This window comes from Kibdelosporangium philippinense (assembly GCF_021390435.2).
Classification (GTDB): Bacteria; Actinomycetota; Actinomycetes; order Mycobacteriales; family Pseudonocardiaceae; genus Kibdelosporangium; species Kibdelosporangium philippinense.
The window spans coordinates 1275304-1298947 of the sequence record NZ_JAJVCN010000003.1; the positions used below are offsets into that span (position 1 = coordinate 1275304).

The following is a 23644-nucleotide window of genomic DNA, read 5'->3' on the forward strand; positions in this document are numbered from 1 at the left end:
GAGTAGGCAAACAGCGGGTGACTCCCGGTCAACCACAGCCCCAACCTTGCGGGTCGCAGCCTTTTCGTAGCTCGTTGAAATCATTCGACCACTGAGGGTTACACCACATAGGGCGGACCGCCACCCCGGCCCGCCCTTAGCTTTCGGCCGCGATTTTCCCCACCTGCAAGGAGGAAACAATGCCGCCACGCACATTTCTCAAGCCTGTCGCCACTGTGGTGATCGCCGCTGTGCTCGCCACAGGCGCCGCGCCGACGGCAATGGCCGATCAGCAAGACAACGTCCTCGTCACAACGCTGCGACAGGCCGTCACGCCGGAGCAGATCGACGCCCTGGCGACAAAGGCCGCCGCAGCCGGTGACACCGCGACCGTCGCGAGACTGGCCGGCGCGAAGGCCGCACTGTCCACTCAGGACATTCAGGACATCGACTGGATCGAGGCCTTCAAGCTCGCCTTCAAGGTCCTGCAACCGTTCGCAGTCGCCGCACTGCGGTACGGCGGCCCGATCGCCTCGGGCATCATCGAGTACGTCGGCGAGGCGCTCAAGCAGTTCCCGCAACTCGGCGAGCCGCTCAACGAGCTGTTCTTCAAGCCAATCGCCGGGCTCATCCGGGTGTGGGCGCCGCGTCTGGCTGACCTCATCGAGAGCATCAAGATCGACAACGTTCCGCACGACCAGGCCGTCGCCCGGGTTGCCGATCACTTGCAGAAGGAGAAGGGCCTGTCCGCCGAGGCAGCCACTGTCCTGAGCAAGGGCTTGATCGCCAACGTCTGACGCACACCGGTAACGGCCCGGGGCGCCCCGGGCCGTTACTTGGCGATCGGGGCCGCGGTTTGCGCGGCCGTCGCCAACGTCCGGAACTCGTCCTCGGTCCCGCTTCCGGTGATCAACAGTTGGACGCCGTCCTTCGACAGGACCCACGAGGGTTCTTCGCCCCTGCCGCGGTACTTGGTCCACTGGGTGCCCGAAACGTCCACAGTGCCCGTGCTGCTCGCGGACACGTCACCGCCCGCTTCGAACACCACCAGCTCATCGACCGGCGCCTTCGACTGGCTCAGCCGCAGGTACTTGCCTCCTGGCGTGATCCAGCCCACGCGCACAGCGACCGTTCGCCCGGCTCCGGAGCCCAACGGCGTCGTGTTCGACGAGTTGGCACGCCAATCCGGCGGCAACGCGGGCGATCGGACAGGGAAGTCCACGCGGCGGGCCGCACTGGACAATTCCTTCGGCGCATCGACCGTCGGCGCTGAGCCCGGGTCTACTTTCGGGCCGCTGGGACTGAACTCACATCCCTGCGTCAGCCAGACGATCGCGCCGATGATCGCCGTCAATACCGCCAGCGACAACACCATGTCGCGGGCGCTCGTCTTGAACCGGTTCGGGGCCGACACCCCTCCATCGTCGCAGTTGGCGTAACTCGCCGTTACCGCGGGCCCCGCCCGATCTGCGAGGATCGACAAGTCGCGACGAGGAGGACAGATGACCGAAGCGAATGCCGCCAGCCGCCAGGAATTGCCGGACCGCAACCTCGCACTCGAACTGGTCAGGGTCACCGAGGCAGCAGCCATGTCGGCGGGCCGCTGGGTGGGCCGTGGTGACAAGAACGGCGGCGACGGCGCCGCGGTCGACGCCATGCGCAAGCTGATCGGCACTGTGTCGATGAACGGCGTCGTGGTGATCGGCGAGGGCGAGAAGGACGAAGCCCCGATGCTGTTCAACGGCGAGGAAGTCGGCGACGGCAGCGGACCGGCGTGCGACGTCGCCGTTGACCCGATCGACGGCACAACGCTGATGGCCAAAGGCATGCCGAACGCGATCGCGGTGCTCGCGGTCGCCGAGCGCGGCGCGATGTTCGACCCGTCCGCGGTGTTCTACATGGAAAAGATCGCTGTCGGGCCGGAGGCGGCTGACGTGATCGATCTGACCGCGCCGGTGGCCGAGAACATCCGCAGGGTCGCGAAAGCCAAGCACACCGACGTTTCCGACGTCACAGTGTGCATTTTGGACCGTGAACGCCACCAGCAGCTCGTCTCCGAGGTACGCAAAGCGGGCGCGCGGATCCACTTCATCTCCGACGGCGACGTCGCGGGAGCGATTTCCGCCGCCCGCCCGAACACCGGTGTGGACATGCTGCTCGGCATCGGTGGTACGCCAGAGGGAATCATCGCCGCGTCGGCGTTGAAATGCATGGGTGGCTCGATTCAGGCGCGGCTGTGGCCACGTGACGACGCCGAGCGGGAGAAGGCGCTCGCGGCAGGCCACGACCTCGACCGCGTGCTGTCCACCGACGACCTGGTCAGCGGCGAGAACGTCTTCTTCTGCGCGACCGGGATCACCGACGGCGACTTGCTGCGCGGCGTGCACTACCGGTCCGGTGGCTGCACCACGCAGTCCATCGTGATGCGGTCCAAGTCCGGCACGGTCCGGATGATCGACGGGTTCCACCGGCTGACCAAGCTGCGCGAGTACTCGACCGTCGACTTCGACCTCAAGCACGGCGAGGACGACGAAACTTTCCCACCTCTGCCGTAGATACTTACCCGATCCAGTGAATCTCGATAACTGACCGCGATAAGGCCGCCGGGTGAATCATTCGGCGGCCTTATCGCGTTTCCACCGCCGAAAAGCGTACTTTCGACAGGTGCTCAGCGCTCTGCTTCTCGCCATGTCAGCACTGATCCCCCCGATCGTCGGCGGGCACGACGCCGATCAGCCGTACGTTTTCATGGCGTCGATTCAGGACCCCGGCGGCGAGCATTACTGCGGCGGATCGCTCATTCAGACGCAGTGGGTACTCACTGCCGCGCATTGCGTGCAGAACAATCCGCCAGCCGACATCAAGGCCCGGATCGGCAGCAACGAGCCGAGTCGTGGTGGCGAGGAAGCGGCGATCGCGAAAATCGTCGTGCATCCCGCGTTCGACGGGGTGAAACCGGGCAATGACATCGCCTTGCTGAAGCTGGCGAAACCGGCGACCGCCGCGCCGATCGCGCTGCGCGGCGCGGCCGTCGGCTCGTCGACGAGGCTGCTCGGCTGGGGCCAGACCTGCCCACGGCTCGGCGAATGCGGAACGGCGGCGAAGCTGCAGCAGCTGGACACCAAGCTGATCGAATCGGCCAACTGCCTTGGTATCGACGGCGTACTGGAACTGTGTACGGAAAGCCCGGGCGGGAAGGCAGGCGCGTGTTTCGGTGACTCCGGCGGCCCGCAGTTGGTGAAAGATTCCGATGGCTGGCGAGTTGTCGGCGTGACCAGCAGGTCAGGCAGCGACAGCGCCATTTGCGGCACCGGGCCGTCCATATACACCAATGTCGGGGCCTTTGTGGACTGGATCAGCCAGCAAACTGTGTCACAACACTGAGATCCGGTTGAGACCTTTTTGGCGCAACCCACCGGTATCACTAGTCGTCTCTAGGGCATAGGGATCACCGGGCAAGGGAGAACCAATGCGGGTACGCAAGCTGATTGTGGGGGCAGCGGCAGCGGTCGCTGCGGCGGCCGTACTCGGCGCCTGCTCGTCACCGAGCGAGCAGCCGGTCGGTCTCGCCGCTGGCCAGGGCACCGTGCCCATCACCACGACGACCGAGACCACGACAACGCCACCGACGACAACACCGCCGACGTCCAGCAGCTCGACCTCCAGCTCCAGCTCGAGCCCGACGTCCACGAAGTCGACGACGTCGAAACCGCCGACGAGCAAGACAACCACCTCGTCGAAGCCGAAGCCTGAGCAGTCGAAGGAAGCGCCGTGCAGCACGGCCGCCAAGGCGTGCATCAAGCTGTCGACCAACCAGTCGTGGCTGATGGAGAACGGCAAGGTGGTCTACGGGCCGGTGCCGATCACCCACGGCCGCAAGGGTTACCCGACCCCGCCCGGCTCGTTCCGGGTGACCTTCAAGAACAAGAACCACAAGAGCAGCATCTTCAACAACGCGCCGATGCCGAACTCGGTGTTCTTCAACGGTGGCATCGCGTTCCACCAGGGCAGCCTGCGGGAGAAGTCGCACGGCTGCATCCACTTGTCGCCGGGCGCGTCGCAGAAGTACTTCGCTTCGCTGTCCGTCGGTGACGTCGTGGAAGTCGTGCGCTAGGTCGTGTTTCGAAGTCCCCGTTCGGTGAGAGTCTGCCCCGGCCGGAGGCCGGAGTCAGGAGTCAGCGGGGTGGTTCCTGGCGTCGCCGCCGGGACGTCGGAATACTGGTTGTCTTTTGGCGTTCCGGCGGTGGCGCCAGGGGCCACATCCGGCCCGGCTATCGCGGACGGGGGCTTTGAGACATGGCCTAACTCGTTTGCAACCAACCTTCCCTCTGCCGCGTGAGTAAGGCCGCACGCGTCAGAGGGAAGGTTTTTTCATGCGCTTGGCCTTGGTTCTCCCAGCAGCGGCACTGCTGCTCGCAGCATGCTCGACAGCACCGCAGCAGGCCGTGCAGGCAGCTCCGCCTCCGCCTCCGTCCACAACCACCACCAGCTCCCCTTCGCCGGAGCCGCAGGCACAGCCGGTGGTCGTCCCGACCGCGCCTTGCACCGCGCCCGCGATCCGGGCTTGTGCGAGCCTGTCGCTGAAGTTGGCGTGGCTGATGAAGGACGGCGTCGCCGAGCACGGCCCGGTGCCGATCACCCACGGCCGACCGGGCCACGAGACCCCGGTCGGCACGTTCAAGGTGGCGTGGAAGGACGCGGAGCACACGTCGAGCATCTACCGCACGCCCATGCCGCATTCGGTGTTCTTCACGGCGGGCGGGATCGCGTTCCACGAAGGATCGCTGAACGAGGACTCGCACGGTTGCGTGCACCTGTCGCCAGAGGCCGCCAAGATCTTCTTCGACGCGCTCCCGGTGCAGGCTGGCGTGCAGGTGATGGCTTAGTCCATCGCCAAGCCGTAGATCCGCTCGACCGGGATCCGCACCACGCGGCGCTGGTCGGTGATCATCGCCGCGCGGTACTCGTCCCAGTCCGGGTGCTCCCCCGCGATCGACCGGTACAGCTCGACAAGCTCTTCGTTCGCGGCGTCGCCCGGCTCGGTCGGGACATCCGACAGCGTTGCCGTGCCTTCCGCGACGACGTACCGCCCGAAGCTTTCGTTGGTGACGTAGAAGCTCGCCCGCGGGTCGCGCAGCAGGTTCTTGGTCTTGGCGCGGCCGTCGGTGACCGAGATGCGGATGACCCCGTCGGCGAACTTGTAGGTCACGTTCGACAACTGCGGGCGGCCGTCCCGCTTGATCGTCACGAGCACGCCTTTTGTGCTTGCGGCAAGCAAATCGTTGAGCTTTTCGTCCATCATCGCAACTTACATGACATGTCAACAAACGTTACAGTGTCGGGTATGACGAAACCGCGCTGGCTGGACGAGACCGAAGACCGCGCGTGGCGCGGCTACCGGCAGATGTTCCTGCTGCTCAACGCGCAGGTGAACCGGGACCTGGCACAGGATTCCGGGCTGTCGGAGCCGGATTACGACGTCCTGTCGGCACTCTCGGAAGCCAAGAACCACCGGTGCCGGTTGAAAAAACTCGCCGAACGCATGCTCTGGTCGCAGAGCCGCTTGTCCCACCACGTGACGCGGATGCAGCAACGTGGCCTGGTCACACGTGAGGACTGCATTGACGATGCCCGCGGCGCGCAAATCGTGCTCACCAAAGCAGGCCGCAGGGCCATCGAAGCCGCCGCGCCCGGACATGTGGAGTCCGTGCGTAAGCACTTCTTCGACCACCTCACCCGCGAACAGGTGGAGATACTCGGCGAAGCGACCCATGCGGTCGTGCAAGGCCTGAAGGCCAAAGAACCCTCGTGAGTGGTTAGCGGTGTTCTAACCCTGCTAACCACTCACGAGGGTCTTTCACCCTTCGTTGCTTGAATGGCCGGGGAACAGGTGTGCCTCGGGGTTCAGGGCCACCGCGATGTTGTTCACGGCCGTCGCGGCCTCGCCGAAACCGGTCGCGATCAGCTTGACCTTGCCCGGGTAGTTGGCCACGTCGCCCGCGGCGTAAACCCGGTCGATCGCGGTCTTGCCGGTGCTGTCCACGTCGATCGCGCGATGGCTGAGCTTCAGGCCCCATGACTCGATCGGGCCGAGGTCTGCCGTGAAGCCGAGTGCCGCGACCACGACGTCGGCTGGATGGATCGCGGGTTCCTGGCCTTTGACCGTGATCTCGACTTCCCGCACGGTCGGCTCGCCGCGCAGCATCGTGACCTCGGCGTCGGTGATGATCGGCACGCCCAATGCCTCGACCTGCCGGACTGTCGGCGGGTGCGCGCGGAACTTGGCCCGCCGGTGCACGAGTTTCACGCTCGCCGCGATGGGGTGCAGGGCCAGCGCCCAGTCGAACGCCGAGTCGCCGCCGCCGACCACGACGACGTGTTTGTCGCGGTAGACGTCGAGTTCGGGGACGAAGTGGACCATGCCACGCCCGAGCCAGCCGTCGCCAGCCGGCAACGGCCGAGGCGTGAACTCGCCGATTCCGGCCGTGATCAGGATCGCGCCCGCTTTCACCGTCGTCCCGTCGCCGAGGCCGACTTCGAACCCCTGGCCGTCCAGGGGTGTCAGGGTGCTTGCCTTACGCCCCAACAGATAGGCCGGTTTCCACTGTCCCGCCTGCTCGACAAGCGCGGCGACCAGGTCACGGCCTTTGACGGCGGGGAATCCGGCCACGTCGAAGATCTGCTTCTCCGGGTACATCGCGGTCACCTGCCCGCCCGGCTCCGGCAGTGAATCCACGATCGCGGTGGACAGGTCGCGGAATCCCGCGTAGTAGGCGGCGAACAGGCCGGTCGGTCCGGCCCCGACGATCAACAAATCGACGTCTGTCAACAGACACCCCCGTGGTGGTGGGAACGATCACGAGCCTACGACGAGCGCAACACGGGCATAAGGGTGAAGACTCGACGTATGGCAGAACGTGAGTACCGCGTCGAGCACGACACCATGGGCGAAGTCCGGGTGCCAGCGGACGCGCTGTGGCGCGCGCAGACGCAGCGTGCCGTCGAGAACTTCCCCATCTCCGGCCGTGGCCTCGAGCGGGCCCAGATCAGGGCGCTCGGCCTGCTGAAAGCCGCGGCGGCGCGGGTCAACAAACAGTTGGGCGTGCTGGACGCGGCCAAGGCCGACGCGATCGCGGCGGCCGCGACGCAGGTCGCGGACGGCGAACACGACGACCACTTCCCGATCGACGTGTTCCAGACCGGCTCGGGCACCTCGTCGAACATGAACGCCAACGAGGTCATCGCGACCCTCGCCACGCGCGCACTCGGGGCGGACGTGCACCCGAATGACCACGTCAACGCGTCGCAGTCGTCCAACGACACCTTCCCGACCACGATCCACATCGCGGCGACCGAGGCGGTCATCTCCGACGTCATCCCCGCGCTCGAGCACCTCGCCGGGACGCTGGAGAAACGGGCAAGGGACTGGGCGGATGTCGTCAAGTCCGGGCGTACGCACCTGATGGACGCGGTGCCGATCACGCTCGGCCAGGAGGCTGGCGCGTGGGCCGCGCAGGTCCGCTACGGCATCGAGCGGCTGTGGGCGTCCTTGCCGCGGCTGGCCGAGTTGCCGATCGGCGGGACCGCGGTCGGCAGCGGGCTGAACGCACCCGACAACTTCGGTGCGCTGGTGTCCGCGGATTTGGCCGCGGCAACGGGTTTGCCGCTGACCGAGGCGCGTGACCACTTCGAAGCACAGGCCACTCAGGACAGTGTGGTCGAGACTTCCGGGCAGTTGCGCACGGTCGCGGTGTCGCTGTTCAAGATCGCCAACGATCTGCGCTGGCTCGGTTCCGGCCCGCGTACCGGTCTTGCCGAGCTGCGGCTGCCGGACTTGCAGCCGGGTTCGTCGATCATGCCTGGCAAGGTCAATCCGGTGATCTCCGAGGCCACGATGATGGTGGTGGCCCAGGTGATCGGCAACGACGCGGCGGTCGCGTTCGCTGGCAGCCAGGGCAATTTCCAGCTGAACGTGATGCTGCCGGTGATCGCCCGCAACGTGCTGGAGTCGGCGCGCTTGATCGCCGCGGTGTCCCGCCTGCTGGCCGACAAGGTCCTCGAAGGGACCGAAGTGGACACTGAGCGGACTCGTGAGTACGCCGAGTCGTCACCGTCCATTGTGACCCCGCTGAACCGCTACATCGGTTACGAGGAAGCGGCTTCCATCGCCAAGCAGTCCTTGAAGGAGCGCAAGACCATCCGTGAGGTGGTCATCGAGCGCGGGCACGTCGATTCCGGCAAGCTGACCATCGAGCAACTCGATGAGGCGCTGGACGTGCTGAAGATGGCTCGTGGAGGTAATAAATGACGGTTGCGTTGCTGGGTACCGGCACGATGGGCGCCGGAATGGCCCGCAATATCGCCAAAGCAGGCATCCCGGTGCGCGTGTGGAACCGTTCACGCGAGAAGGCCGAGCCGTTGGCGGACTTCGCCACGGTCACCGACACGGCCGCGGAAGCCGTTGCGGGCGCGGACATTGTCATCACCATGGTGTTCGACGCGAACGCAGTCGAGTCGGTGCTCAAGGACATCCAATTTGGACCGGACGCCGTGTGGGTGCAGTCCAGCACGGTCGGTTCGAGGCGACGGATCGACTGGCCAAGCAGTACGGCCGGTTCGTCGACGCGCCCGTGCTCGGCACCAAGCAGCCCGCTGAGAACGGCCAACTGCTGGTCCTCGCGTCCGGCCCCACCGAGCTGAAGTCCCGTGTGCAGCCGATCTTCGACGCGATCGGCCAGCGAACCGTGTGGGTGTCGGACAAACCCGGTGACGCCAGCAAGCTCAAGCTGGTGCTCAACTCGTGGGTCCTCTCGGTCGTCGCCGGAACCGCTCAGTCGATCGCGTTCGCCGAGAGCCTCGGCATCGACCCCGCGCTGTTCTTCGAGTCCATCGCCGGTGGCGCGACGGACTCGCCTTATGCGCAGATCAAGGGTAAGGCGGTGCTGGCGGGCAACTTCGAGCCCTCGTTCGCGCTCGACGGCGCGTCCAAGGACGCCGGGCTGATCATCGAGGCGATGGAGGCGGTCAGCACGAACCCCACGGTCGTCAAGGCGATCCACGATGTGCTGGCGCAGGCGTCGGAGCGGGGTCACGGCGACTCCGACATGTCCGCGATCTACCACGGTTTCCGCTGACGCTGAGCCCGGCCGCGCAGCCGAGCGCGACCACGACGGCACCGATGAGCGCGGTGATCGTCAGCGGCTGTGCGCCGACGATCACCGCGACCCCCAGTCCAGACAGCGGCATCAGTCCGATCAGAACTCCGGCCCGGTCCGCCCCGAGCTCTGATACGCCCGTGTACCAGAACACGAATCCGACGGCTGTCACCAACGTTCCTAGAAGTACCAACGCCGTGAGTTGCCGCCAGGTTGGCACAGCCCAGTCGGTTTGCCATGTTGTTATCGCCGATGTGCCAATGGCTGCACCGACGCACGCCCATGTGGACGCGGACGCGGCGCCGATTCGTCGCACGACGCCTACGCCCGACAACGTGAACGACACGTCGCCGACCAGCACCAACAGGGCCAGCGCCAGGCCGGGACCGTGCCACGAGCCGCCACCAGTCAGGACAACCACGCCGATCACGACTAGGACCGCGCCGATCAACACACGCAGGTTCGGCAACCTCCCCGCGAGCGCGGGCACGAGCACAGCGAGGACAAGCGGACTGGCGCCCACGACGGCGGCGACAAAACCTGCCGTGGCGTACCGCTGCGCGACCAGGATCGCGGCGTTGAACCCGATCATCCCGGCGCCGACCATGCCGATCAGGCCTGGCAGGTCCCGCCACGACGGCAGCACCAGCTTGCCTCGCAGCCACAGCAGCAGGGCGAGCGCGCCGATGCCGTAGCGGATGGCCTGACCTGCCAGGATCGGGTAGCCGTCGAGCATGCCCGTGATCGGAACGGATCCGCCGACCAGCACGCACGCCACCATTGCCTTGAGCACACGATCGAGCGTGCCGCAGATGTGGTCTAGCTTTAAGCTCCACTTCTATGGCTGCTAACTGGACCACTTTGCGGGAGTTGTTGCTGCCCGACGGACCACAGCGCGGCCGGGCGATCGAGTCGGCGCTGCGCGAGGCGATCCGGGACGGCAGGCTCTCTCCGGGCACCCGGCTGCCGTCCAGCCGTGACCTCGCCGGGCAACTCGGCGTCGCGCGGGGAACGATCACGGCCGCGTACACACAGCTCGTCGCCGAGGGATACCTGCTGGCCAGACATGGTTCGGGCACGGTCGTCGCCACGATTGAGTCCGGGGAGCCCCGTGCTCAGCTCGCACAGAAGCCCACCTGGCGGCTGGATCTACGGACGGGCGTGCCCGCGTTGTCGGCATTCCCACGTGCCGAATGGATGGCCGCGAACCGGGCTGCGTTGGCTTCGTTGCCCGACGAAGGCCTGGACTACCCGGATCCTGCCGGATTCGCGCCGCTGCGCACAGAATTGGCGAGCTACCTCGGCCGTGTGCGGGCGGTTTCGGCTACGGCAGAACAGATCGTGATCACCAACGGGTCAGCCGACGGCCTGCGCCTGGTCTGCGAGCAACTTCGGCTTGCCGGGCACCGACGGATTGCCGTCGAGGATCCGTGTCACCCCGGGGAACGCGAACTCGTTACGGCACATGGGCTTACGGCCGTTCCCGTCCCTGTGGACGAGCATGGCCTGAGCGTGTCTGAGCTGGCGAAGACGGACTGCAGGGCGGTCATGGTCACTGCGGCACACCAGTTTCCTCTGGGCGTGGTGCTGCATCCGGATCGCCGCAGGGCATTGCTTGCCTGGGCACGGGATGTCGACGGCTACATCGTCGAGGACGACTACGACGCGGAACATCGTTATGACCGGCCTGCTCTTGGTGCTATGCAAGCACTTGATCCGTCACGCGTGGTTTACGAAGGCAGCGTCAGCAAAGTCCTGGCTCCGGCATTGCGGCTGGGGTGGTCTGTTATCCCGGATCGGTTGCGGGCCGGTGTGATCGCTCGCAAACGGGTCAGCGACATGGGATGCGCGACTCTGCCGCAAGCGGCTTTCGCGGTGATGTTGCGGTCCGGTGGTTACGACCGGCACCTGCGTCGAACACGGACACTGTACCGACGAAGGCGTGACGCTTTACTGGAAGCGTTGGCGCACAAGCTGCCCGACTGGCGTCCAATCGGGATCGCGGCCGGATTGCACCTGGTGATCAGGGTGCCGGACGGGATCGACGACCGCCTGCTCTCGCAGGCGCTCGCCGCCCGTGGGGTAAACGCGCCAGCTCTGGCCGACTATTCGACACAGCCCGTCTTCCCCGGTCTCGTCGTCGGCTATGCGACGCTCACGCCAGACCGCCTCCGTGCTGCTGTGCAGGAGTTAGCGGAAGTGTCCGTTCACGGTTTCCGCTGAGCCCGGCCGCGCAACCCGCCGCGACCACCACAGCTCCCATGAACGCGTTGACTGTCAACGTCTGCGCGCCGATGATGACCGCCACGCCCAGCCCAGACAGCGGCATCAACCCAGTCAGCACACCCGCACGATCAGCTCCCAACACCGAGACGCCGGTGTGCCACAACACGAAGGCGACCGCAGTCACCAAGGTTCCCAGGATCACCAACGCAATTGACTGCCGCCAGGTCGGCAACGCCCACTCGCTCTGGAATGTCGTTATGACCGACGTGCCCACGGCGGCGCCGATACAGGCCCACGTGGACGCTGAGGCTGCTCCGATTCGTCGTACGACACCAACTCCGGCCAGAGTGAACGCGATATCCCCGGCCAGCGCGAGCAATGCGATCACCAGCCCTGGTCCGTGCCATGACCCGCCACCGGTCAAGACAAGGACGCCAATGACAACCAGAATCGCCCCGGTGAGCACCCGCAGATTCGGTAACTTGCCCGCCAGCGCGGGCACGAGAACCGCGAAGACAAGCGGACTCGAGCCAACCACAGCGGCGACAAAGCCTGCTGTGGCGTACCGCTGGGAAATCAGGATCGCGGCGCTGAAGCCGATCATGCCCGCGCCGACCACTCCGAAAAGCCCTGGCAGATCACGCCATGACGGCATCTTCAGCTGTAATCGGAGATACAGGAGCAGTGCGACCGCGCCAATGGTGTACCGGATCGCTTGACCAGCCAGGATCGGGTAGCCGTCGAGCATGCCGGTGAACGGAACCAAGGATCCCAACAGCACACAAGCCACGGCGGCCGATAACTTCGCCTTTGTCACCCGGCGAGCCTGCCGTACTCGCGATCAAGCTCGGGCCGGTTGCGCATCTCGTGACCAAACTGCCACACGGGATCGACGACCGCCTACGCGTGCAGGCGCTCGTCGCCCGTGAGATGAGCGCTGCAGCCGACTACCAGACACAACACAGCTTCCCCGGTCTCGTAGTCAGCGAGCGACGCTCACCCCTGATCGCCTCCATTGCCGCTGTGGTGGGAATCCGCAGCCGGAAACCCCTCACGATGCAGGGTCGTGAGGGGTCCCCTGTGGAGGTTTTATCAGCCGACGCGCTCGATGCGCGCCCGGCGGATCAGGAACTTGCCCGGCTCACGGACCTGTTCGAAGGCCGCGTTGTTCAGCAGTGCGCAGCTGCCGGAAGGTCCGGTGACCTCGACCGTGGTGGACTTGTTGTTGTCCAGGTTGGTCACCTTGAGCTGGGTGCCGATCGGGAATTCGTTGCTGGACGCGGCAGGCGCGCCCGCTTCGCCGGACAACGTTACGGTCGAGCCCTGGCAGACAACCTCACCGGCACCGCCGCCGTTGTTGTTACCGGCGTTTCCATTGCCAGCATTGCCGTTTCCGTTACCAGCGTTGCCGTTACCGGCGTTTCCGTTGCCTGCGGGCTCTTCCTCCGCCGCGCCGCCGCCCGCGTTACCGCCTGCCTGGACATCCTCCGTGCAGTTCGCGGCCTTGCGACGTTGCTGGATCAGGTCGACCACGGCCTGCCGGTTGGCGATCCGCGCCTCCGACTGGGCGTCCGGGTTCGCCTTCTGGCCAGCGATGAAGTTCAAGTTGTTCTGCAGGGCCTTGTCAAGGCCTTCACAGGATTCGCCGGAGCCACCGGTGTTGACCGGTTGCGCGGCAACGTTTCCGGTGCAGCCCGCAGCCTGACGGCGTTGCTGGATCAGGTCGACCACGGCCTGCCGGTTGGCGATCCGCGCCTCCGACTGGGCGTCCGGATTGGCCTGCTGACCGGCGATGAAGTTCAAGTTGTTCTGCAGCGCGGTGTCCAGTCCCTGGCAGGACTCCGCGGCCTCGCTGCTTCCGCCACTGAACGCGAACACAGCACCCGCGATACCCGCAGCACCAAGTAGCGCGGCCAGTCCAATGGTCGCGCGCTTACGGTGCCGGCCATTAGCTCCAAACAGGGACATTCACCACTCCTCTGGTCCTGCCTACGCCTCACCCCTGGATACGATCGGATAACGAAGCCGGTTCAACGAGCAACCAAAAAGTTTGATCAGTCTCTGACCAGGAAGGGTGCTAGCAGGTCAGGCACTGCTTGGTCGGCTGCGTGCAGCCCGTCGCTCTGTGCGGCGTACCGGATCGTGTACGCCCCGCTGCCCGCGGCGATCGTCGCGGTGACGCTGATCAATCCGGCCCGGCGCTGGAAGATCGACTGCCGGATGTTCCAGCCAATGACACCCGTGCGCTGCAACGCGACGGTCGAACGCGGCATGACACCCCAGCGGACCACCAGGAAATCACCGTCCACGGCATGCCCGAGGCCGCGGTACTCGCCGTAGCCGATCAACGCGGCCAGCGGTAATAAGACGAGTAACAGTTCCGCGATCCACCACGGCGTCAGGTCGAGTGTGGACAGTATGCCGAGTGTGACCGCCGGAATCGCGGCGCCGACCACATGCCACAGAACCAGTCTGCGAGCCGCAGCGAACGGATGCGCAGTAAGTACCGTGTCGGTCGGCGGTCTGCTGTTGAGCACCGCCGACGCGACCTTGCGCGCATCTTCCTTTGGCGCCTGTGGCAGCAGGAGGTCAGCGTCCAGCTCCCACTTGTCGTTGTCGTCCTTCTTCTTGGTCAAGCCGGTCGCCACGGCTTTCACCCGCGCGCCGCCGGTCAGCCGGACGAGTAACGGCTCATCCACCTGGACGCCACGCAGCCGCTTCTCCTCGATGGAGACCGACCTCCGGTTGATCAGTCCATATTGGACTCTCAGCGCGCCGTTCTGCCGGGTGATCTCGAAACCCCAGTAGAAGACGGCATACAGCAGCACCGACAGCACTGTGGTCAGCAGCAACACCACCACACCGGTTGCCGGGATGGCGATCAGCAACGGCGTTGTCTCGTAGAAGGAGACCAGAGCCTTGATCGGACCGGAGTTCCACAGATCCAGATCCACAGTCCTGGCCAGCTGGAACAAACCACCGATGAGCACGGCGACAGCCACGAACCCGAACCAGGTCAGCGGCGCGTACCGCATCCACTGCGGACTGAACCTGGCCAGCTCGCCGGTCTGCCGCTGGTAGCTGACCGGTGTGTCGATGCGGTGCAGAAGCAGTGTCCGCAGCCGTTCGGCCTCCCCCGCGGACACTGCTTCAAGCTTCAGTTCGTCACCCGACTCGGAGACCTGCCGTCCCGTGCCGATCGTGACCACGCTCAGGCCGAACATCCGATGGAACACGTCAGCCGACATGTCCACGGCACGCACGCGATCCTTCGCCAACGACCTGTGCTTGCGCACGAGCATGCCGCTGTGCAACTCGACATGCGTGTCCGTGATCCGGTAGCGGGTGGTCTTGTAGTGCCACGCGTTGGCGACGAACAGGCCAAGCGCGATGGTCCCGGCGATCGCCGGCTCCCAGAAACTGAGCTTCTCCCAGCCACGGAACAGCACAATCACCACGGCCGCACCGAACACGGACAGGATCGGCATCAGCGGCGCGACGAAAATGGTCTTCCGGTCCAGTTGCTGCCACGTCACCTCGGTCATGTGGCGTCCCCAGGGGTTGCCTCGGTGATGGCCGTCAAGCGGTCGACGAGCTCAGCGGCCTCGTCCTGGCCGAGTCCACGGATCTTCAGCGGCCCCGACGCCGACGCCGTGGTCACAGTGACCGTGGCCAGCTTCAAATACTGTTGCAGCGGGCCACGCTCGCTGTCGACGGTCTGCACCCGGGAGAGCGGGGCGATCCGCCACTCCCGCACGAGTACCCCGAACTGGACGTAAACCGCCTGGTCGGTGACCTCCCAGCGATGCGCCCGGTATTGCAGCCGTGGCGTGATGCTCATCTCGGCGACCGCGACGACCGCGACCGCGACCTCGACAATGACCAACCACAGTGGAGCGTCGGTGAAGTAGAGCACGACGCCACCGCCCACCAGCAAAGCCGCCCAGCCAATCGCGCTCTGCAGGGCCCACCACAACACGGCCTTCGGATGCACCTGGTGCGCGGGCGGGCGTAGGCGCAGCTGGAGGCGGTGGGAAATCGCATGACTCACACCGTCACTATGCCGCGCCGCCCTGGCCCCGGCCATGCGCCTGAAGTACACAGTGACCGCGACCAAAGTTTGAGTCGCCGTAGCCGATGGTCGCCAGTCCCCGTCCGCGCCGATCGGCCATGATTCACTCACCTGGCCGAAATCACCGTACGAATTAACGCCGCAATCACTCGAACGATTACGTATTTTGGCGGCATTACCCCGAAAGCCGCAGGCCCGTCGCATGCTGTCGGCATTCTCGATCTTCGACTATCGAAAAGGTCTACGATAATGTGCACTTTCCGTTCAGCCCTCGCCACTCGAACAGGATTCAGTCACCCAGTCGAAGGACAAAGATCGATAAAATACCGCCGCTGGCCCCTGCCCGGCCTACTGGCAAGCGGGTAAAGTCGTTCGCAGTTCAAACGATCACCGTGAGACATCAAGGGGATAGGTGGATTCATGGTTTTCAGAACACCTGTGATCGCCATCGACGGACCGGCCGCGGCAGGCAAGACCACGGTAAGCAAGGCCATCTCGGACAAGCTGGGCATCGGCTATGTCGAAAGTGGCCGAACGTATCGCCTCGTCGCATATCACGCCATCCGGGAACATGTTCCGCTGACCGACGAACACGCGCTCACCGCGCTCTGTCATCGAATGCTGTCCAGTTCCCCGATCGCGCTTTACCAGACGGATGCCGCTACCGCCCGTGCGTTGCGCTCACCCTCGGTCACGCGCGCCGTTTCAGTCGTTGCGAAGCTCCCGGGCATTCGGACCGCGATCACCGACCTGACGCGCAAGATCGTCGAGCACATCGGACCGGCGATAGTCGAGGGACGGGACATCGGGACCGCCGTTTTCCCGAACGCGACGACAAAGATCTTCCTGAGCGCAACCGCCGAAGTGCGGGCCAAACGCCGAAATCGCCAAGAACCTGATCGGGGGTACGCCGAAATACTCGCCGACATCAACCGGCGCGACGAGCTCGACCGGGACCGGCAGCACTCGCCGATGACCCCGGCGCCGGACGCCACCCAGATCGACACCACCGGATTGACGGTGGACGAGGTGATCTCCAAGGTGGAAGCACAGTGCCGGCTCGCGCTAACAGAGAAGGTGACATGACGCAGACGCACGCGATCGACGACGCGGTCCGACGTTATCGCCCTGACTGCATCTTCTGCCGGATGGACGATCCGTCGGTCAACCGGATCCTTGAGCAGAGCGACAACTTCTACGTCCGGTACGACAATTTCCCGGCGACCGACGGCCACGTCGAGATCGTCCCGAAACGGCATGTGGTCTCGTTCTTCGAGCTGGCCCCCGGTGAAGTCGCCGAGGCCTATCAGCTGATGTCCGACGTCCGTTCTACATTGACTGCTATTCATGATCCGCAGGGTTTCACCATCGGCATCAACGACGGCCGCGCGGCCGGGCGGACCATCGACCATCTGCACATCCACTTGGTGCCCCGTTACGACGGTGACGTGACCGATCCGCGCGGCGGCATCCGGCGGGCACTGCCCAACGGCGACCCGGCTTTGTGGACGGACTCAAGCCTGACCGAGTTTGACCGCCGTGGCCACGTACCAATCCGGCCGCCCACATGAACGTGTCCGTACGTCACGGAATCCACAATCCGAAAGCATGGTCGCGAATCTTTCCGGCGCCATCAGATTGAACCAGCGCTGACCGGCCATACTCCGGCCCGCCGACCATCCTTCGGTATCGCCTGATTTCATACTGGCCGCAATAGTCGCCCCACCAGCCAGCACCCGGTAAAGCTCACACAGCGCCCCGCCCAGCTGCCCGGAATGAACGTGCACGAAACTCGCACACGCCCATGCTCCCGCAAAACTCGCGTCCCGGAATGGCAAAGCAGTCATATCCGACTGGACCGCACAGGCGTGTTCGCACCGCCTTCTGGTGGTCCGGAGCATCTCAAGGCTGACGTCAGCGGCGACGACCCGGATGCCCCGGCCGTGTAAGTGCGCGGTGTCCCGGCCCGCGCCCGCGCCAAGATCGAGAACCCACTGACCAGGCGCGATCTCGCTTTCGAACCGTTCGAGCTCGGCGAGCAGCCCGGGGAACTTGTCGTAGCCGACCGTCTCGTCCGCATAGGAACGCGCGTTGGCGTCATAGGCGCGACGCGTCGCCCATGTCACCTCGTGCACGGCACTAACAGCTTTCGAAGCCGGCTTCGGCGACCGTGATGCACACCGTGCCCATCTCGCCAAGTAACTGCTGGCCAGCCAACTGCGGGTACCCCCGGCTGGCGTCGACGCTCACGCACCCGATGAACTTACTGCGCCCGTTGCGAATCGGCATCGCGAAGATCGCACCTCGGTGTTTGATTCTTGAGAACTCCGGCCAGCTGAGATTCATCACCGCGTCACCGCCGTTCGTGCGCGCGTATTCGTCGTATTCCTGTTGTGTTTTCAGGCTTTCCGCCAACGCGGCGACGTCAACCTCGACCTCCTCGTCGCGCTTCCAGCACAGTCCGACGACCCCGACACCCTTGGGTGGGCTGAAAGGACGGTTGGTTGGCGTGGTCCCGAGGCGGTATGTGGCGACTCTGGCCAGTACACCGCCCCACGGATGCCGGAAAGTCCGGCGGATCCGCCAGATGTGCAGCGCGAGATCGTTGATCGGCAGCGGTGGCGCTACATCCCTTGCGATGTCGATGATCTGCCCGAACCTGGTGAGGATGTGCTTACGCACGTTCAGCGCACGATTGGCTCGCGCGCGGGCCGTGATCGCTTCCACCGGCGCCAGTGCACCGAAAACACCGACTGTGGCCAGCAAAACCAGCACCACGACGGGGTGACGCGCGGTCACGTCGTCCCAGAAACTTGCCGACGGCACGGCGTATGCCTTGCCCGCCAAGCCAAGCGTGCCGACCAACAGGAACGACCGGTCAATCGCCCTTGCCTTGCTGAGCTTCATCTACGTGCCGCCATGCCGCGCCGGGCAGTTCGGACCGCCGCGCGCCGGCTCCCGCCAATACGACACTTCGCTCACGGGTTGCCACTCCTATCGGATGAATCTCTAAGCCCAGCCGCGAAAGCTCGTCCCGCGGGGCGGTGAAAACCAGTTGGAAGTCCACCGAGTCGCCCATGACGGTGGCCATCAGGTCGGTGCCGAGAAACTTGCACACCGCCCTGACCTCGGCAGCGACCGGAATCCGGGCCTGGTCGATGACGAACCCGACGCCGCTGGCGTCCGCGATGCCGTGCACCGCCGCCTTCAGGCCGTCGGACGTGTCCTGGCAGCTCGTGACGACACCCGAATCACCAAGCAGCGCACCTTCGGCGACCTTGGCACGCGGCCGTTGCCACGAGGAGAGCAGCACTTCACGGTGCTCGCGTTCGATCTCCGCGTGCTCAAGGCCTGACCGCAGGTACGCCATCGCGGCCCCGGCCGTGCCAGTCGGCCCGGTCAGGCACAGGACGTCACCCGGTCTGGCGCCGTTGCGCAGCAATGCCTTGCCGGGCGGGCACACCCCCAACGCGGTGGCGGACAGGAACAATCGCTCCGCGCTGCCGATGTCACCGCCGATGCTTGGGCACCGGAAGTCGCTCGCCGCGGCCCGGATTCCGGCCAGTACCTGCAGGAAGTCGTCGTCTGGCATGTCCGGCGGGTAGCGGACGACCGACAGCAGCCCCAGTGGCCGCGCGCCCATCGCCGCCACATCGCTCACGTTGGCCGCGACAAGGTAATAGCCAAGGTCGAACAGGCTCAGATGGCCCATTTCGTAGAGCCTGAACTTCGGGCCGCGTACGTAGTCCGTGCCGACGACCAGGTCCTGTTCGCCCGTCATCCGCACGACGGCGCAGTCGTCCTGCGCGTCGGCACCGAACACGGTCCGCGCGGAGGTTCCCGGCGCCACCTCGACCTCGTTCGTCCCGGTGTCCAAGCGGAAGATTTTCGCGATGTACTCGGCAAGACGAGTCGGCTCGTCCGAATGGCGGCGACGCATTACTTCCACCACTCGGTCATCGCCAGCGTTTGCCTGAGCAGATGTTTGCGAACCACCACGGCGTAATCCCATTCCGGATCGGATATCGACAGCAGCCTGCCGATGACCGAACGCAGATACTGCTTCGGCTGGCGGCCGGTCGGCGTGAACAGGGCGTGCCACACACCGTCGGACACGTAAAAATACGGGTTTGCCGACCAAGGCGGTTTCCCGAGGTCGGCCAAACTCGGAATCATCACCGGCGTGAGCCGGTCCTCGACAACGCTTCGGCGTATCCGTTCGGCCGACAACGGGACTATGTGCCAGTGCGCGTGCGTGACACACGCCCCGGTCCGCTCGTCGCCCGACGAACCGTGCTCAAGGACCGCGAATTCGCCGAATGTCCTGCGGTATATCGGTTTCAGCCACGAGATCAGCCGTCGCACGTCGGCCCGCCCGTCGGCGATCAGCGCGGCGAACGACAAGTGGTGCTCGACCGGCAGGAGCAGCACATGCCCGAGGACGAGTGGTGACATATCGGCGACGACGAGCAGATCGCCCTTTTTCACGATCAGCCGGGAAGCCGGCTCGCCTTGGTATACCCGAAAGAAACTGACGTCGGTGTCGCCGGCGAACTCCGAACAGAAGTCCGCCGCCGCGCATGACCCAGCGCTCGCCATCCTTCCCCTCCATGGCTCTCGCTCGAACATTTGAGACTAGCGGAGCAAGCAGTGGCGGCGAGGTCGAGGCAATCGTTCTACCCGAACGGAGCAGAATTGATCTCGCGAGCACATGTGAAATCATTCATTGACAAATCGAGGTCGATTATTTCCCGGCTTTGCGGAGCGAGGACAATCTGACACTGTCGTACCCCGGGTGCAGGATAGGTCTCATGCTGCTCGCCGACGTTGTCACCACCTCCGCCGAGGTCGCCTCGACGCGCTCAAGGCTGGCCAAGGTCAAGGCGCTGGCCGGGCTGCTGGCCAACGCAGGCCCAGGCGCGGTCGAACCCACGGTCGCCTTCCTCGCGGGTGCTCCCAGACAGGGCCGGACCGGCGCGGGCTGGCGCACGCTCTACGACCTCAAAGCCACCCCCGCCACCGAGCCAGGCCTGACGGTCGAGCGCACCGACGAGATCCTCGAAGAGCTCTCGCACACCTCGGGCAAAGGCTCAACGCAAAAACGGGCCGATCTGCTCACCGATCTCTTCAGCGCGGCCACCGAAAGCGAACAGGAGTTCCTCCGGCGCCTGATGACCGGCGAGCTCAGACAGGGCGCCCTCGAGGGCGTGATGCTGGACGCGATCGCGGCGGCCGCCGAAGTACCCGGCGAGGCGGTGCGGCGTGCGTTCATGCTCGCTGGCAGGTTGACGGTCACCGCGGTGGCGGCGTTGACCGGCGGCGAGTCCGCTCTCAGCGAGTTCAAGCTCGAAGTCGGCCGCCCGGTCCGGCCAATGCTCGCTTCCCCGGCGGACAGCCTGCAGAGCGCGCTCGACGAACTCGGGGACGTCGTCGTCGAGTACAAAATGGACGGTGCACGGATCCAGGTGCACAGGAACGGCGACGACGTCCACATCTTCACAAGGACTCTGCGGGAGATCACGGGCAGCGTGCCCGAGTTGGTCGAACTCGTGCGGGGATTGCCGTGCCAGTCGGTCGTTCTCGATGGTGAGACCCTTGCGCTGCAGGATGATGGAAAACCTCGCTCGTTCCAGGAGACCATGAGCCGGTTCGGTGCGACGAATCAGCGAGAACTGTTGCTGCACCCGTATTTCTTCGACTGTCTACATCTGAACGGTGTCGACCTGCTGGACGTGCCGCTGCGGGAACGCAACAAGGCCCTGCACGAAGCCGTTGGCACACACGTGATTCCGGGCGGCACCGAGAATGCCGACCAGATCCTGGCCGATTCCCTCGCGGCGGGGCATGAAGGAGTGATGGTCAAGGCGCTCGATTCGGTGTACGCGGCCGGGCGCCGTGGCAAGGCGTGGCAGAAGGTCAAACCCGAGCACACGCTTGACCTTGTCGTGATCGCGGTCGAATGGGGACACGGCCGCCGGACGGGGTACTTGTCCAATCTGCACCTTGGCGCGCGAGATCCGGACGGCGGCCCGCCGATCATGGTCGGCAAGACGTTCAAGGGCATGACCGACGAACTGCTCGCCTGGCAGACCCGCGAACTGCAGGCGATCGAGTCCCACAGGGACGACTACACCGTCTACGTCCGGCCCGAGTTCGTCGTGGAGATCGAACTGGACGGTGCGCAGGTCAGCTCCCGCTATCCCGGTGGTGTCGCGCTGAGGTTCGCGCGGGTGCTGCGTTATCGGCCCGACAAGGACGCCGCCGACGCCGACACCATCGACGCGGTTCGTGCCCTGTTGCCGGGAAAGGGGTGAGCAATCCGATTTGACCGCGTCAATAGGTTGTGTGCGTGCGGGCTGTTGAGGTCGTCGACCTGGTCAAGAAGTACAAGAAGAATCCGAATCCGGCGGTCGCCGGGTTGAGTTTCGAAGTCGAGCCGGGCGAGGTGTTCGGCCTGCTCGGCCCGAACGGTGCGGGCAAGACCACCACGGTCGGCGTCCTCACCACGCGCGTGCTGAAATCGGGTGGGGAAGCCCGGGTTCACGGCGTCGACGTCACGAAGGATCCGACCACCGCGCGGCAGTTGCTGGCTGTCGTGCCGCAGCGCAACAACCTGGACCGGTCGCTCAACATCAGGCAGAACCTGTTGTTCCACGCGGCCTATCACGGCGTTGGACGCGCGGAGCGCACCCGCAGGGTGGACGAGATCCTCGAGCGGATGGGCCTGGCCGACCGCGCGAACGACCGGGTCGACTTCATCTCCGGCGGGCAGGCGCAACGCGTGATGATCGCGCGTGCCTTGATGCACAAGCCAAGGGTGATGTTCCTCGACGAGCCGTCGACCGGGTTGGACCCGCAAGCCCGGCTGTTCGTGCACGACCGCGTCAAGGAGTTGCACGATGACGGCGTGACAGTGGTGCTCACCACGCACGACATGGACGAGGCCGCCAAGCTCTGCGACCGCGTGGGAATCATCGACCACGGCAAGCTGCTGGCGCTCGACTCCCCCGCCGCGCTGACCAAGAACCTGCCTGGCAGCACAACAGTCAGCGTCACGGTCGCACTGGACTCCATCGACCCGGGCAAGGTCACCGCCGCGCTGGAGGAAATCCCTGGCGTCGAACGGGTCGAGAAGATCACGTCCGGCGGCCCGGCGATGCCAGCGGGTGGCTTTCCTACCGGAATGATGCCGCCAGGAGGACCGCCACCGGGAGCAATGCCGTCGCAGGCCGTCAAAGAGACCGAGGGACACTTCCGGCTCTACACCGAAGTCGAGCCCGCCGTCGTACTGCCTGCCCTGCTGCGTGCCCTCGGGGAACTCGGCTGCGATGTGAGCGACCTGTCCATCGGCACGCCGAGCCTCGAAGACGTCTTCATCCACTTGACCGGCAGGGAGCTTCGGTGAGTACCGTCGAGATGCCGCGCGCCGGGGTCGCCGTCGCCACCCGCACCTTCTTCGCCGTGCTGTGGCGGGACATCTTCGTCACCTGGCGCGAGATCGTCCCGTTCATCGCCCAGGTGGTCATCCAGCCGTTCCTGACCCTGTTCATCTTCGGCAAGGTGCTCGCTGACCTCGGCTACGTGCAGGGCGACTTCGCCCAGATCCTGCTGCCAGGTGTGGTGGCGCTGAACGGATTCCTCGGCGCGCTGCAGAGCACGGTGATGCCGCTGGTGCTGGACTTCGCGTGGACACGGGAAATCGAGGACCGGCTGCTCGCGCCGATGCCGATCCCGCTGGTCGCGGTCGAGAAGATGGTGTTCGGCGCGATCCGGGGCGTGCTGTCCGCGCTGGTGATGGTGCCCGTCGGGTTCCTGATCCTCGACGACGTGTCATGGCCGGCCGCGTCTTGGCCGCTCGTGGTCGGATTGATCGTGCTCGGTTCGCTCGTCGGATCGACGATCGGCATGGTGCTTGGCACTCTGGTCTCGCCGCGCCGGATCAACATCATGTTCGCGGTCATCCTGACCCCGCTGATGTTCACCGGATCCACCCAGTTTCCGTGGCGTGGCCTGGAAAACCTGGAGTGGTTCCAGGTGCTGTGCGCGCTGAACCCGTTGACCTACGTCAGCGAGGGGATGCGCGCCGAACTCGTGCCGCAGGTTCCGCACATCCCACTGTGGCTGGACATGGTGGTGATGCTTGGCTCGATCGTCGTGTTCGGCGCGATCGGCATCAAAGGTTTCATGCGGCGGGCGCTCGACTGAGCGCCCG

Annotated in this window: 28 protein-coding genes; 15 read left to right on the top strand and 13 right to left on the bottom strand. The window is 65.3% G+C overall.

What is annotated here, in order from left to right:
• Nucleotides 1-179: 179 nt before the first annotated feature.
• Nucleotides 180-776 (top strand): hypothetical protein, encoded by a 597-nt coding sequence (locus tag LWC34_RS38005; protein WP_233730058.1) that lies wholly within the window; start codon nt 180-182, stop codon nt 774-776.
• A gap of 35 nt (nt 777-811) precedes the next feature.
• Here LWC34_RS38005 and LWC34_RS38010 read toward each other — a convergent pair whose 3' ends face one another.
• Complete coding sequence (locus tag LWC34_RS38010; protein WP_233730059.1) at nt 812-1393, bottom strand: DUF4245 domain-containing protein; 582 nt, start codon at nt 1391-1393, stop codon at nt 812-814.
• A gap of 88 nt (nt 1394-1481) precedes the next feature.
• Between LWC34_RS38010 and glpX the strand changes: the two genes are divergently transcribed.
• Together glpX and LWC34_RS38020 are read left to right on the top strand one after the other, a co-directional pair.
• Entirely contained in the window at nt 1482-2534 is a 1053-nt protein-coding gene (gene glpX, locus LWC34_RS38015) for a class II fructose-bisphosphatase (protein WP_233730060.1), read from the top strand.
• A gap of 133 nt (nt 2535-2667) precedes the next feature.
• On the top strand, nt 2668-3363 hold the full coding sequence (locus tag LWC34_RS38020; protein WP_233730061.1) for a S1 family peptidase: 696 nt from the start codon (nt 2668-2670) through the stop codon (nt 3361-3363).
• Here the strand turns inward: LWC34_RS38020 and LWC34_RS58255 are convergent.
• On the bottom strand, nt 3352-3792 hold the full coding sequence (locus LWC34_RS58255) for a hypothetical protein (RefSeq protein WP_308200193.1): 441 nt from the start codon (nt 3790-3792) through the stop codon (nt 3352-3354). The genes LWC34_RS38020 and LWC34_RS58255 overlap by 12 nt on opposite strands.
• A 13-nt stretch (nt 3793-3805) precedes the next feature.
• Here LWC34_RS58255 and LWC34_RS58260 point away from each other — a divergent pair, with 13 nt between their 5' ends.
• Both LWC34_RS58260 and LWC34_RS38030 read left to right on the top strand, forming a co-directional pair.
• Complete coding sequence (locus LWC34_RS58260) at nt 3806-4093, top strand: L,D-transpeptidase (RefSeq protein ID WP_308200194.1); 288 nt, start codon at nt 3806-3808, stop codon at nt 4091-4093.
• Nucleotides 4094-4352: 259 nt separating this feature from the next.
• Nucleotides 4353-4865: a L,D-transpeptidase gene (locus LWC34_RS38030; protein WP_233730063.1), complete on the top strand. Its 513-nt coding sequence runs from the start codon at nt 4353-4355 to the stop codon at nt 4863-4865.
• Here the strand turns inward: LWC34_RS38030 and LWC34_RS38035 are convergent.
• The gene (locus LWC34_RS38035; RefSeq protein WP_233730064.1) at nt 4862-5281 is read right to left on the bottom strand and encodes a PPOX class F420-dependent oxidoreductase; all 420 of its coding nucleotides are present in this window, start codon (nt 5279-5281) and stop codon (nt 4862-4864) included. The genes LWC34_RS38030 and LWC34_RS38035 overlap by 4 nt on opposite strands.
• A gap of 42 nt (nt 5282-5323) precedes the next feature.
• Here LWC34_RS38035 and LWC34_RS38040 point away from each other — a divergent pair, with 42 nt between their 5' ends.
• Nucleotides 5324-5791: a MarR family winged helix-turn-helix transcriptional regulator gene (locus LWC34_RS38040; RefSeq protein ID WP_233730065.1), complete on the top strand. Its 468-nt coding sequence runs from the start codon at nt 5324-5326 to the stop codon at nt 5789-5791.
• A 45-nt stretch (nt 5792-5836) separates the two neighbouring features.
• Here LWC34_RS38040 and LWC34_RS38045 read toward each other — a convergent pair whose 3' ends face one another.
• Nucleotides 5837-6808 (bottom strand): NAD(P)/FAD-dependent oxidoreductase, encoded by a 972-nt coding sequence (locus LWC34_RS38045; RefSeq protein ID WP_372496707.1) that lies wholly within the window; start codon nt 6806-6808, stop codon nt 5837-5839.
• A gap of 78 nt (nt 6809-6886) precedes the next feature.
• Between LWC34_RS38045 and LWC34_RS38050 the strand changes: the two genes are divergently transcribed.
• Genes LWC34_RS38050 through LWC34_RS58270 form a run of 3 tightly spaced genes read left to right on the top strand, consistent with a single transcriptional unit; the run spans nt 6887 to nt 9113 of the window.
• Complete coding sequence (locus tag LWC34_RS38050; protein WP_233730066.1) at nt 6887-8287, top strand: class II fumarate hydratase; 1401 nt, start codon at nt 6887-6889, stop codon at nt 8285-8287.
• On the top strand, nt 8284-8679 hold the full coding sequence (locus LWC34_RS58265) for an NAD(P)-binding domain-containing protein (RefSeq protein WP_308200195.1): 396 nt from the start codon (nt 8284-8286) through the stop codon (nt 8677-8679). Before LWC34_RS38050 ends, LWC34_RS58265 begins: the two co-directional genes overlap by 4 nt.
• On the top strand, nt 8610-9113 hold the full coding sequence (locus tag LWC34_RS58270; RefSeq protein ID WP_308200196.1) for an NAD(P)-dependent oxidoreductase: 504 nt from the start codon (nt 8610-8612) through the stop codon (nt 9111-9113). Before LWC34_RS58265 ends, LWC34_RS58270 begins: the two co-directional genes overlap by 70 nt.
• Here LWC34_RS58270 and LWC34_RS38060 read toward each other — a convergent pair.
• Nucleotides 9025-9927: a DMT family transporter gene (locus LWC34_RS38060; RefSeq protein ID WP_233730067.1), complete on the bottom strand. Its 903-nt coding sequence runs from the start codon at nt 9925-9927 to the stop codon at nt 9025-9027. The genes LWC34_RS58270 and LWC34_RS38060 overlap by 89 nt on opposite strands.
• Nucleotides 9928-9974: 47 nt before the next feature.
• On the opposite strand from LWC34_RS38060, the gene pdxR reads away from it, so the two are divergent.
• The gene (pdxR, locus tag LWC34_RS38065) at nt 9975-11357 is read left to right on the top strand and encodes a MocR-like pyridoxine biosynthesis transcription factor PdxR (protein WP_233730068.1); all 1383 of its coding nucleotides are present in this window, start codon (nt 9975-9977) and stop codon (nt 11355-11357) included.
• Here pdxR and LWC34_RS58275 read toward each other — a convergent pair.
• From LWC34_RS58275 to LWC34_RS38085, 4 genes are all read right to left on the bottom strand, one after another.
• Complete coding sequence (locus LWC34_RS58275) at nt 11290-12177, bottom strand: DMT family transporter (RefSeq protein WP_233730069.1); 888 nt, start codon at nt 12175-12177, stop codon at nt 11290-11292. The two genes, pdxR and LWC34_RS58275, sit on opposite strands and share 68 nt — an antisense overlap.
• A gap of 275 nt (nt 12178-12452) precedes the next feature.
• The gene (locus LWC34_RS38075; RefSeq protein ID WP_372496708.1) at nt 12453-13328 is read right to left on the bottom strand and encodes an SCO2207 family protein; all 876 of its coding nucleotides are present in this window, start codon (nt 13326-13328) and stop codon (nt 12453-12455) included.
• Nucleotides 13329-13414: 86 nt separating this feature from the next.
• Nucleotides 13415-14905: a PH domain-containing protein gene (locus LWC34_RS38080; protein WP_233730070.1), complete on the bottom strand. Its 1491-nt coding sequence runs from the start codon at nt 14903-14905 to the stop codon at nt 13415-13417.
• Nucleotides 14902-15411, bottom strand: coding sequence for a PH domain-containing protein (locus tag LWC34_RS38085; RefSeq protein WP_233730071.1), 510 nt, complete (start codon nt 15409-15411; stop codon nt 14902-14904). Before LWC34_RS38085 ends, LWC34_RS38080 begins: the two co-directional genes overlap by 4 nt.
• Nucleotides 15412-15852: 441 nt before the next feature.
• Between LWC34_RS38085 and cmk the strand changes: the two genes are divergently transcribed.
• Together cmk and LWC34_RS38095 are read left to right on the top strand one after the other, a co-directional pair.
• Nucleotides 15853-16518 carry a (d)CMP kinase gene (cmk, locus tag LWC34_RS38090; protein WP_233730072.1) on the top strand — a complete coding sequence of 222 codons (666 nt, stop codon included), beginning with the start codon at nt 15853-15855 and terminating at the stop codon, nt 16516-16518.
• On the top strand, nt 16515-17003 hold the full coding sequence (locus LWC34_RS38095; protein ID WP_233730073.1) for an HIT family protein: 489 nt from the start codon (nt 16515-16517) through the stop codon (nt 17001-17003). Before cmk ends, LWC34_RS38095 begins: the two co-directional genes overlap by 4 nt.
• On the opposite strand, the gene LWC34_RS38100 is transcribed toward LWC34_RS38095, so the two are convergent.
• From LWC34_RS38100 to LWC34_RS38115, 4 genes are read right to left on the bottom strand one after another with little or no spacing between them, the layout of a single operon-like run.
• Nucleotides 16947-17567 (bottom strand): class I SAM-dependent methyltransferase, encoded by a 621-nt coding sequence (locus LWC34_RS38100; protein ID WP_233730074.1) that lies wholly within the window; start codon nt 17565-17567, stop codon nt 16947-16949. The genes LWC34_RS38095 and LWC34_RS38100 overlap by 57 nt on opposite strands.
• Nucleotides 17568-17571: 4 nt before the next feature.
• The gene (locus tag LWC34_RS38105; RefSeq protein ID WP_233730075.1) at nt 17572-18339 is read right to left on the bottom strand and encodes a hypothetical protein; all 768 of its coding nucleotides are present in this window, start codon (nt 18337-18339) and stop codon (nt 17572-17574) included.
• Entirely contained in the window at nt 18311-19372 is a 1062-nt protein-coding gene (gene thiL, locus LWC34_RS38110; RefSeq protein WP_233730076.1) for a thiamine-phosphate kinase, read from the bottom strand. The genes LWC34_RS38105 and thiL overlap by 29 nt, the downstream gene beginning before the upstream one ends.
• Entirely contained in the window at nt 19372-20031 is a 660-nt protein-coding gene (locus LWC34_RS38115; protein WP_233730077.1) for an HIT family protein, read from the bottom strand. The genes thiL and LWC34_RS38115 overlap by 1 nt, the downstream gene beginning before the upstream one ends.
• Before the next feature lie 212 nt (nt 20032-20243).
• On the opposite strand from LWC34_RS38115, the gene LWC34_RS38120 reads away from it, so the two are divergent.
• The 3 genes from LWC34_RS38120 to LWC34_RS38130 are packed head-to-tail and all read left to right on the top strand — an operon-like array spanning nt 20244 to nt 23637.
• Nucleotides 20244-21746: an ATP-dependent DNA ligase gene (locus LWC34_RS38120; RefSeq protein WP_233730078.1), complete on the top strand. Its 1503-nt coding sequence runs from the start codon at nt 20244-20246 to the stop codon at nt 21744-21746.
• A 35-nt stretch (nt 21747-21781) separates the two neighbouring features.
• Entirely contained in the window at nt 21782-22837 is a 1056-nt protein-coding gene (locus LWC34_RS38125) for an ABC transporter ATP-binding protein (protein WP_372496710.1), read from the top strand.
• The gene (locus tag LWC34_RS38130) at nt 22834-23637 is read left to right on the top strand and encodes an ABC transporter permease (RefSeq protein ID WP_308200197.1); all 804 of its coding nucleotides are present in this window, start codon (nt 22834-22836) and stop codon (nt 23635-23637) included. Before LWC34_RS38125 ends, LWC34_RS38130 begins: the two co-directional genes overlap by 4 nt.
• Nucleotides 23638-23644 lie beyond the last annotated feature (7 nt).

Excerpts from the sequence above, each read along its gene's own strand:
- LWC34_RS58260 (WP_308200194.1), top strand. The coding sequence starts at position 3,806 with ATGGAGAACGGCAAGGTGGTCTACGGGCCGGTGCCGATCACCCACGGC.
- LWC34_RS38120 (WP_233730078.1), top strand. The coding sequence starts at position 20,244 with ATGCTGCTCGCCGACGTTGTCACCACCTCCGCCGAGGTCGCCTCGACG.
- LWC34_RS38050 (WP_233730066.1), top strand. The coding sequence starts at position 6,887 with ATGGCAGAACGTGAGTACCGCGTCGAGCACGACACCATGGGCGAAGTC.
- LWC34_RS38080 (WP_233730070.1), bottom strand. The coding sequence starts at position 14,905 with ATGACCGAGGTGACGTGGCAGCAACTGGACCGGAAGACCATTTTCGTC.
- LWC34_RS38030 (WP_233730063.1), top strand. The coding sequence starts at position 4,353 with ATGCGCTTGGCCTTGGTTCTCCCAGCAGCGGCACTGCTGCTCGCAGCA.
- LWC34_RS38040 (WP_233730065.1), top strand. The coding sequence starts at position 5,324 with ATGACGAAACCGCGCTGGCTGGACGAGACCGAAGACCGCGCGTGGCGC.
- glpX (WP_233730060.1), top strand. The coding sequence starts at position 1,482 with ATGACCGAAGCGAATGCCGCCAGCCGCCAGGAATTGCCGGACCGCAAC.
- LWC34_RS38105 (WP_233730075.1), bottom strand. The coding sequence starts at position 18,339 with ATGAAGCTCAGCAAGGCAAGGGCGATTGACCGGTCGTTCCTGTTGGTC.
- thiL (WP_233730076.1), bottom strand. The coding sequence starts at position 19,372 with ATGCGTCGCCGCCATTCGGACGAGCCGACTCGTCTTGCCGAGTACATC.
- LWC34_RS38035 (WP_233730064.1), bottom strand. The coding sequence starts at position 5,281 with ATGATGGACGAAAAGCTCAACGATTTGCTTGCCGCAAGCACAAAAGGC.
- LWC34_RS38075 (WP_372496708.1), bottom strand. The coding sequence starts at position 13,328 with ATGTCCCTGTTTGGAGCTAATGGCCGGCACCGTAAGCGCGCGACCATT.
- cmk (WP_233730072.1), top strand. The coding sequence starts at position 15,853 with ATGGTTTTCAGAACACCTGTGATCGCCATCGACGGACCGGCCGCGGCA.
- LWC34_RS38020 (WP_233730061.1), top strand. The coding sequence starts at position 2,668 with ATGTCAGCACTGATCCCCCCGATCGTCGGCGGGCACGACGCCGATCAG.
- LWC34_RS38095 (WP_233730073.1), top strand. The coding sequence starts at position 16,515 with ATGACGCAGACGCACGCGATCGACGACGCGGTCCGACGTTATCGCCCT.
- LWC34_RS38005 (WP_233730058.1), top strand. The coding sequence starts at position 180 with ATGCCGCCACGCACATTTCTCAAGCCTGTCGCCACTGTGGTGATCGCC.
- LWC34_RS38115 (WP_233730077.1), bottom strand. The coding sequence starts at position 20,031 with ATGGCGAGCGCTGGGTCATGCGCGGCGGCGGACTTCTGTTCGGAGTTC.
- LWC34_RS58265 (WP_308200195.1), top strand. The coding sequence starts at position 8,284 with ATGACGGTTGCGTTGCTGGGTACCGGCACGATGGGCGCCGGAATGGCC.
- pdxR (WP_233730068.1), top strand. The coding sequence starts at position 9,975 with ATGGCTGCTAACTGGACCACTTTGCGGGAGTTGTTGCTGCCCGACGGA.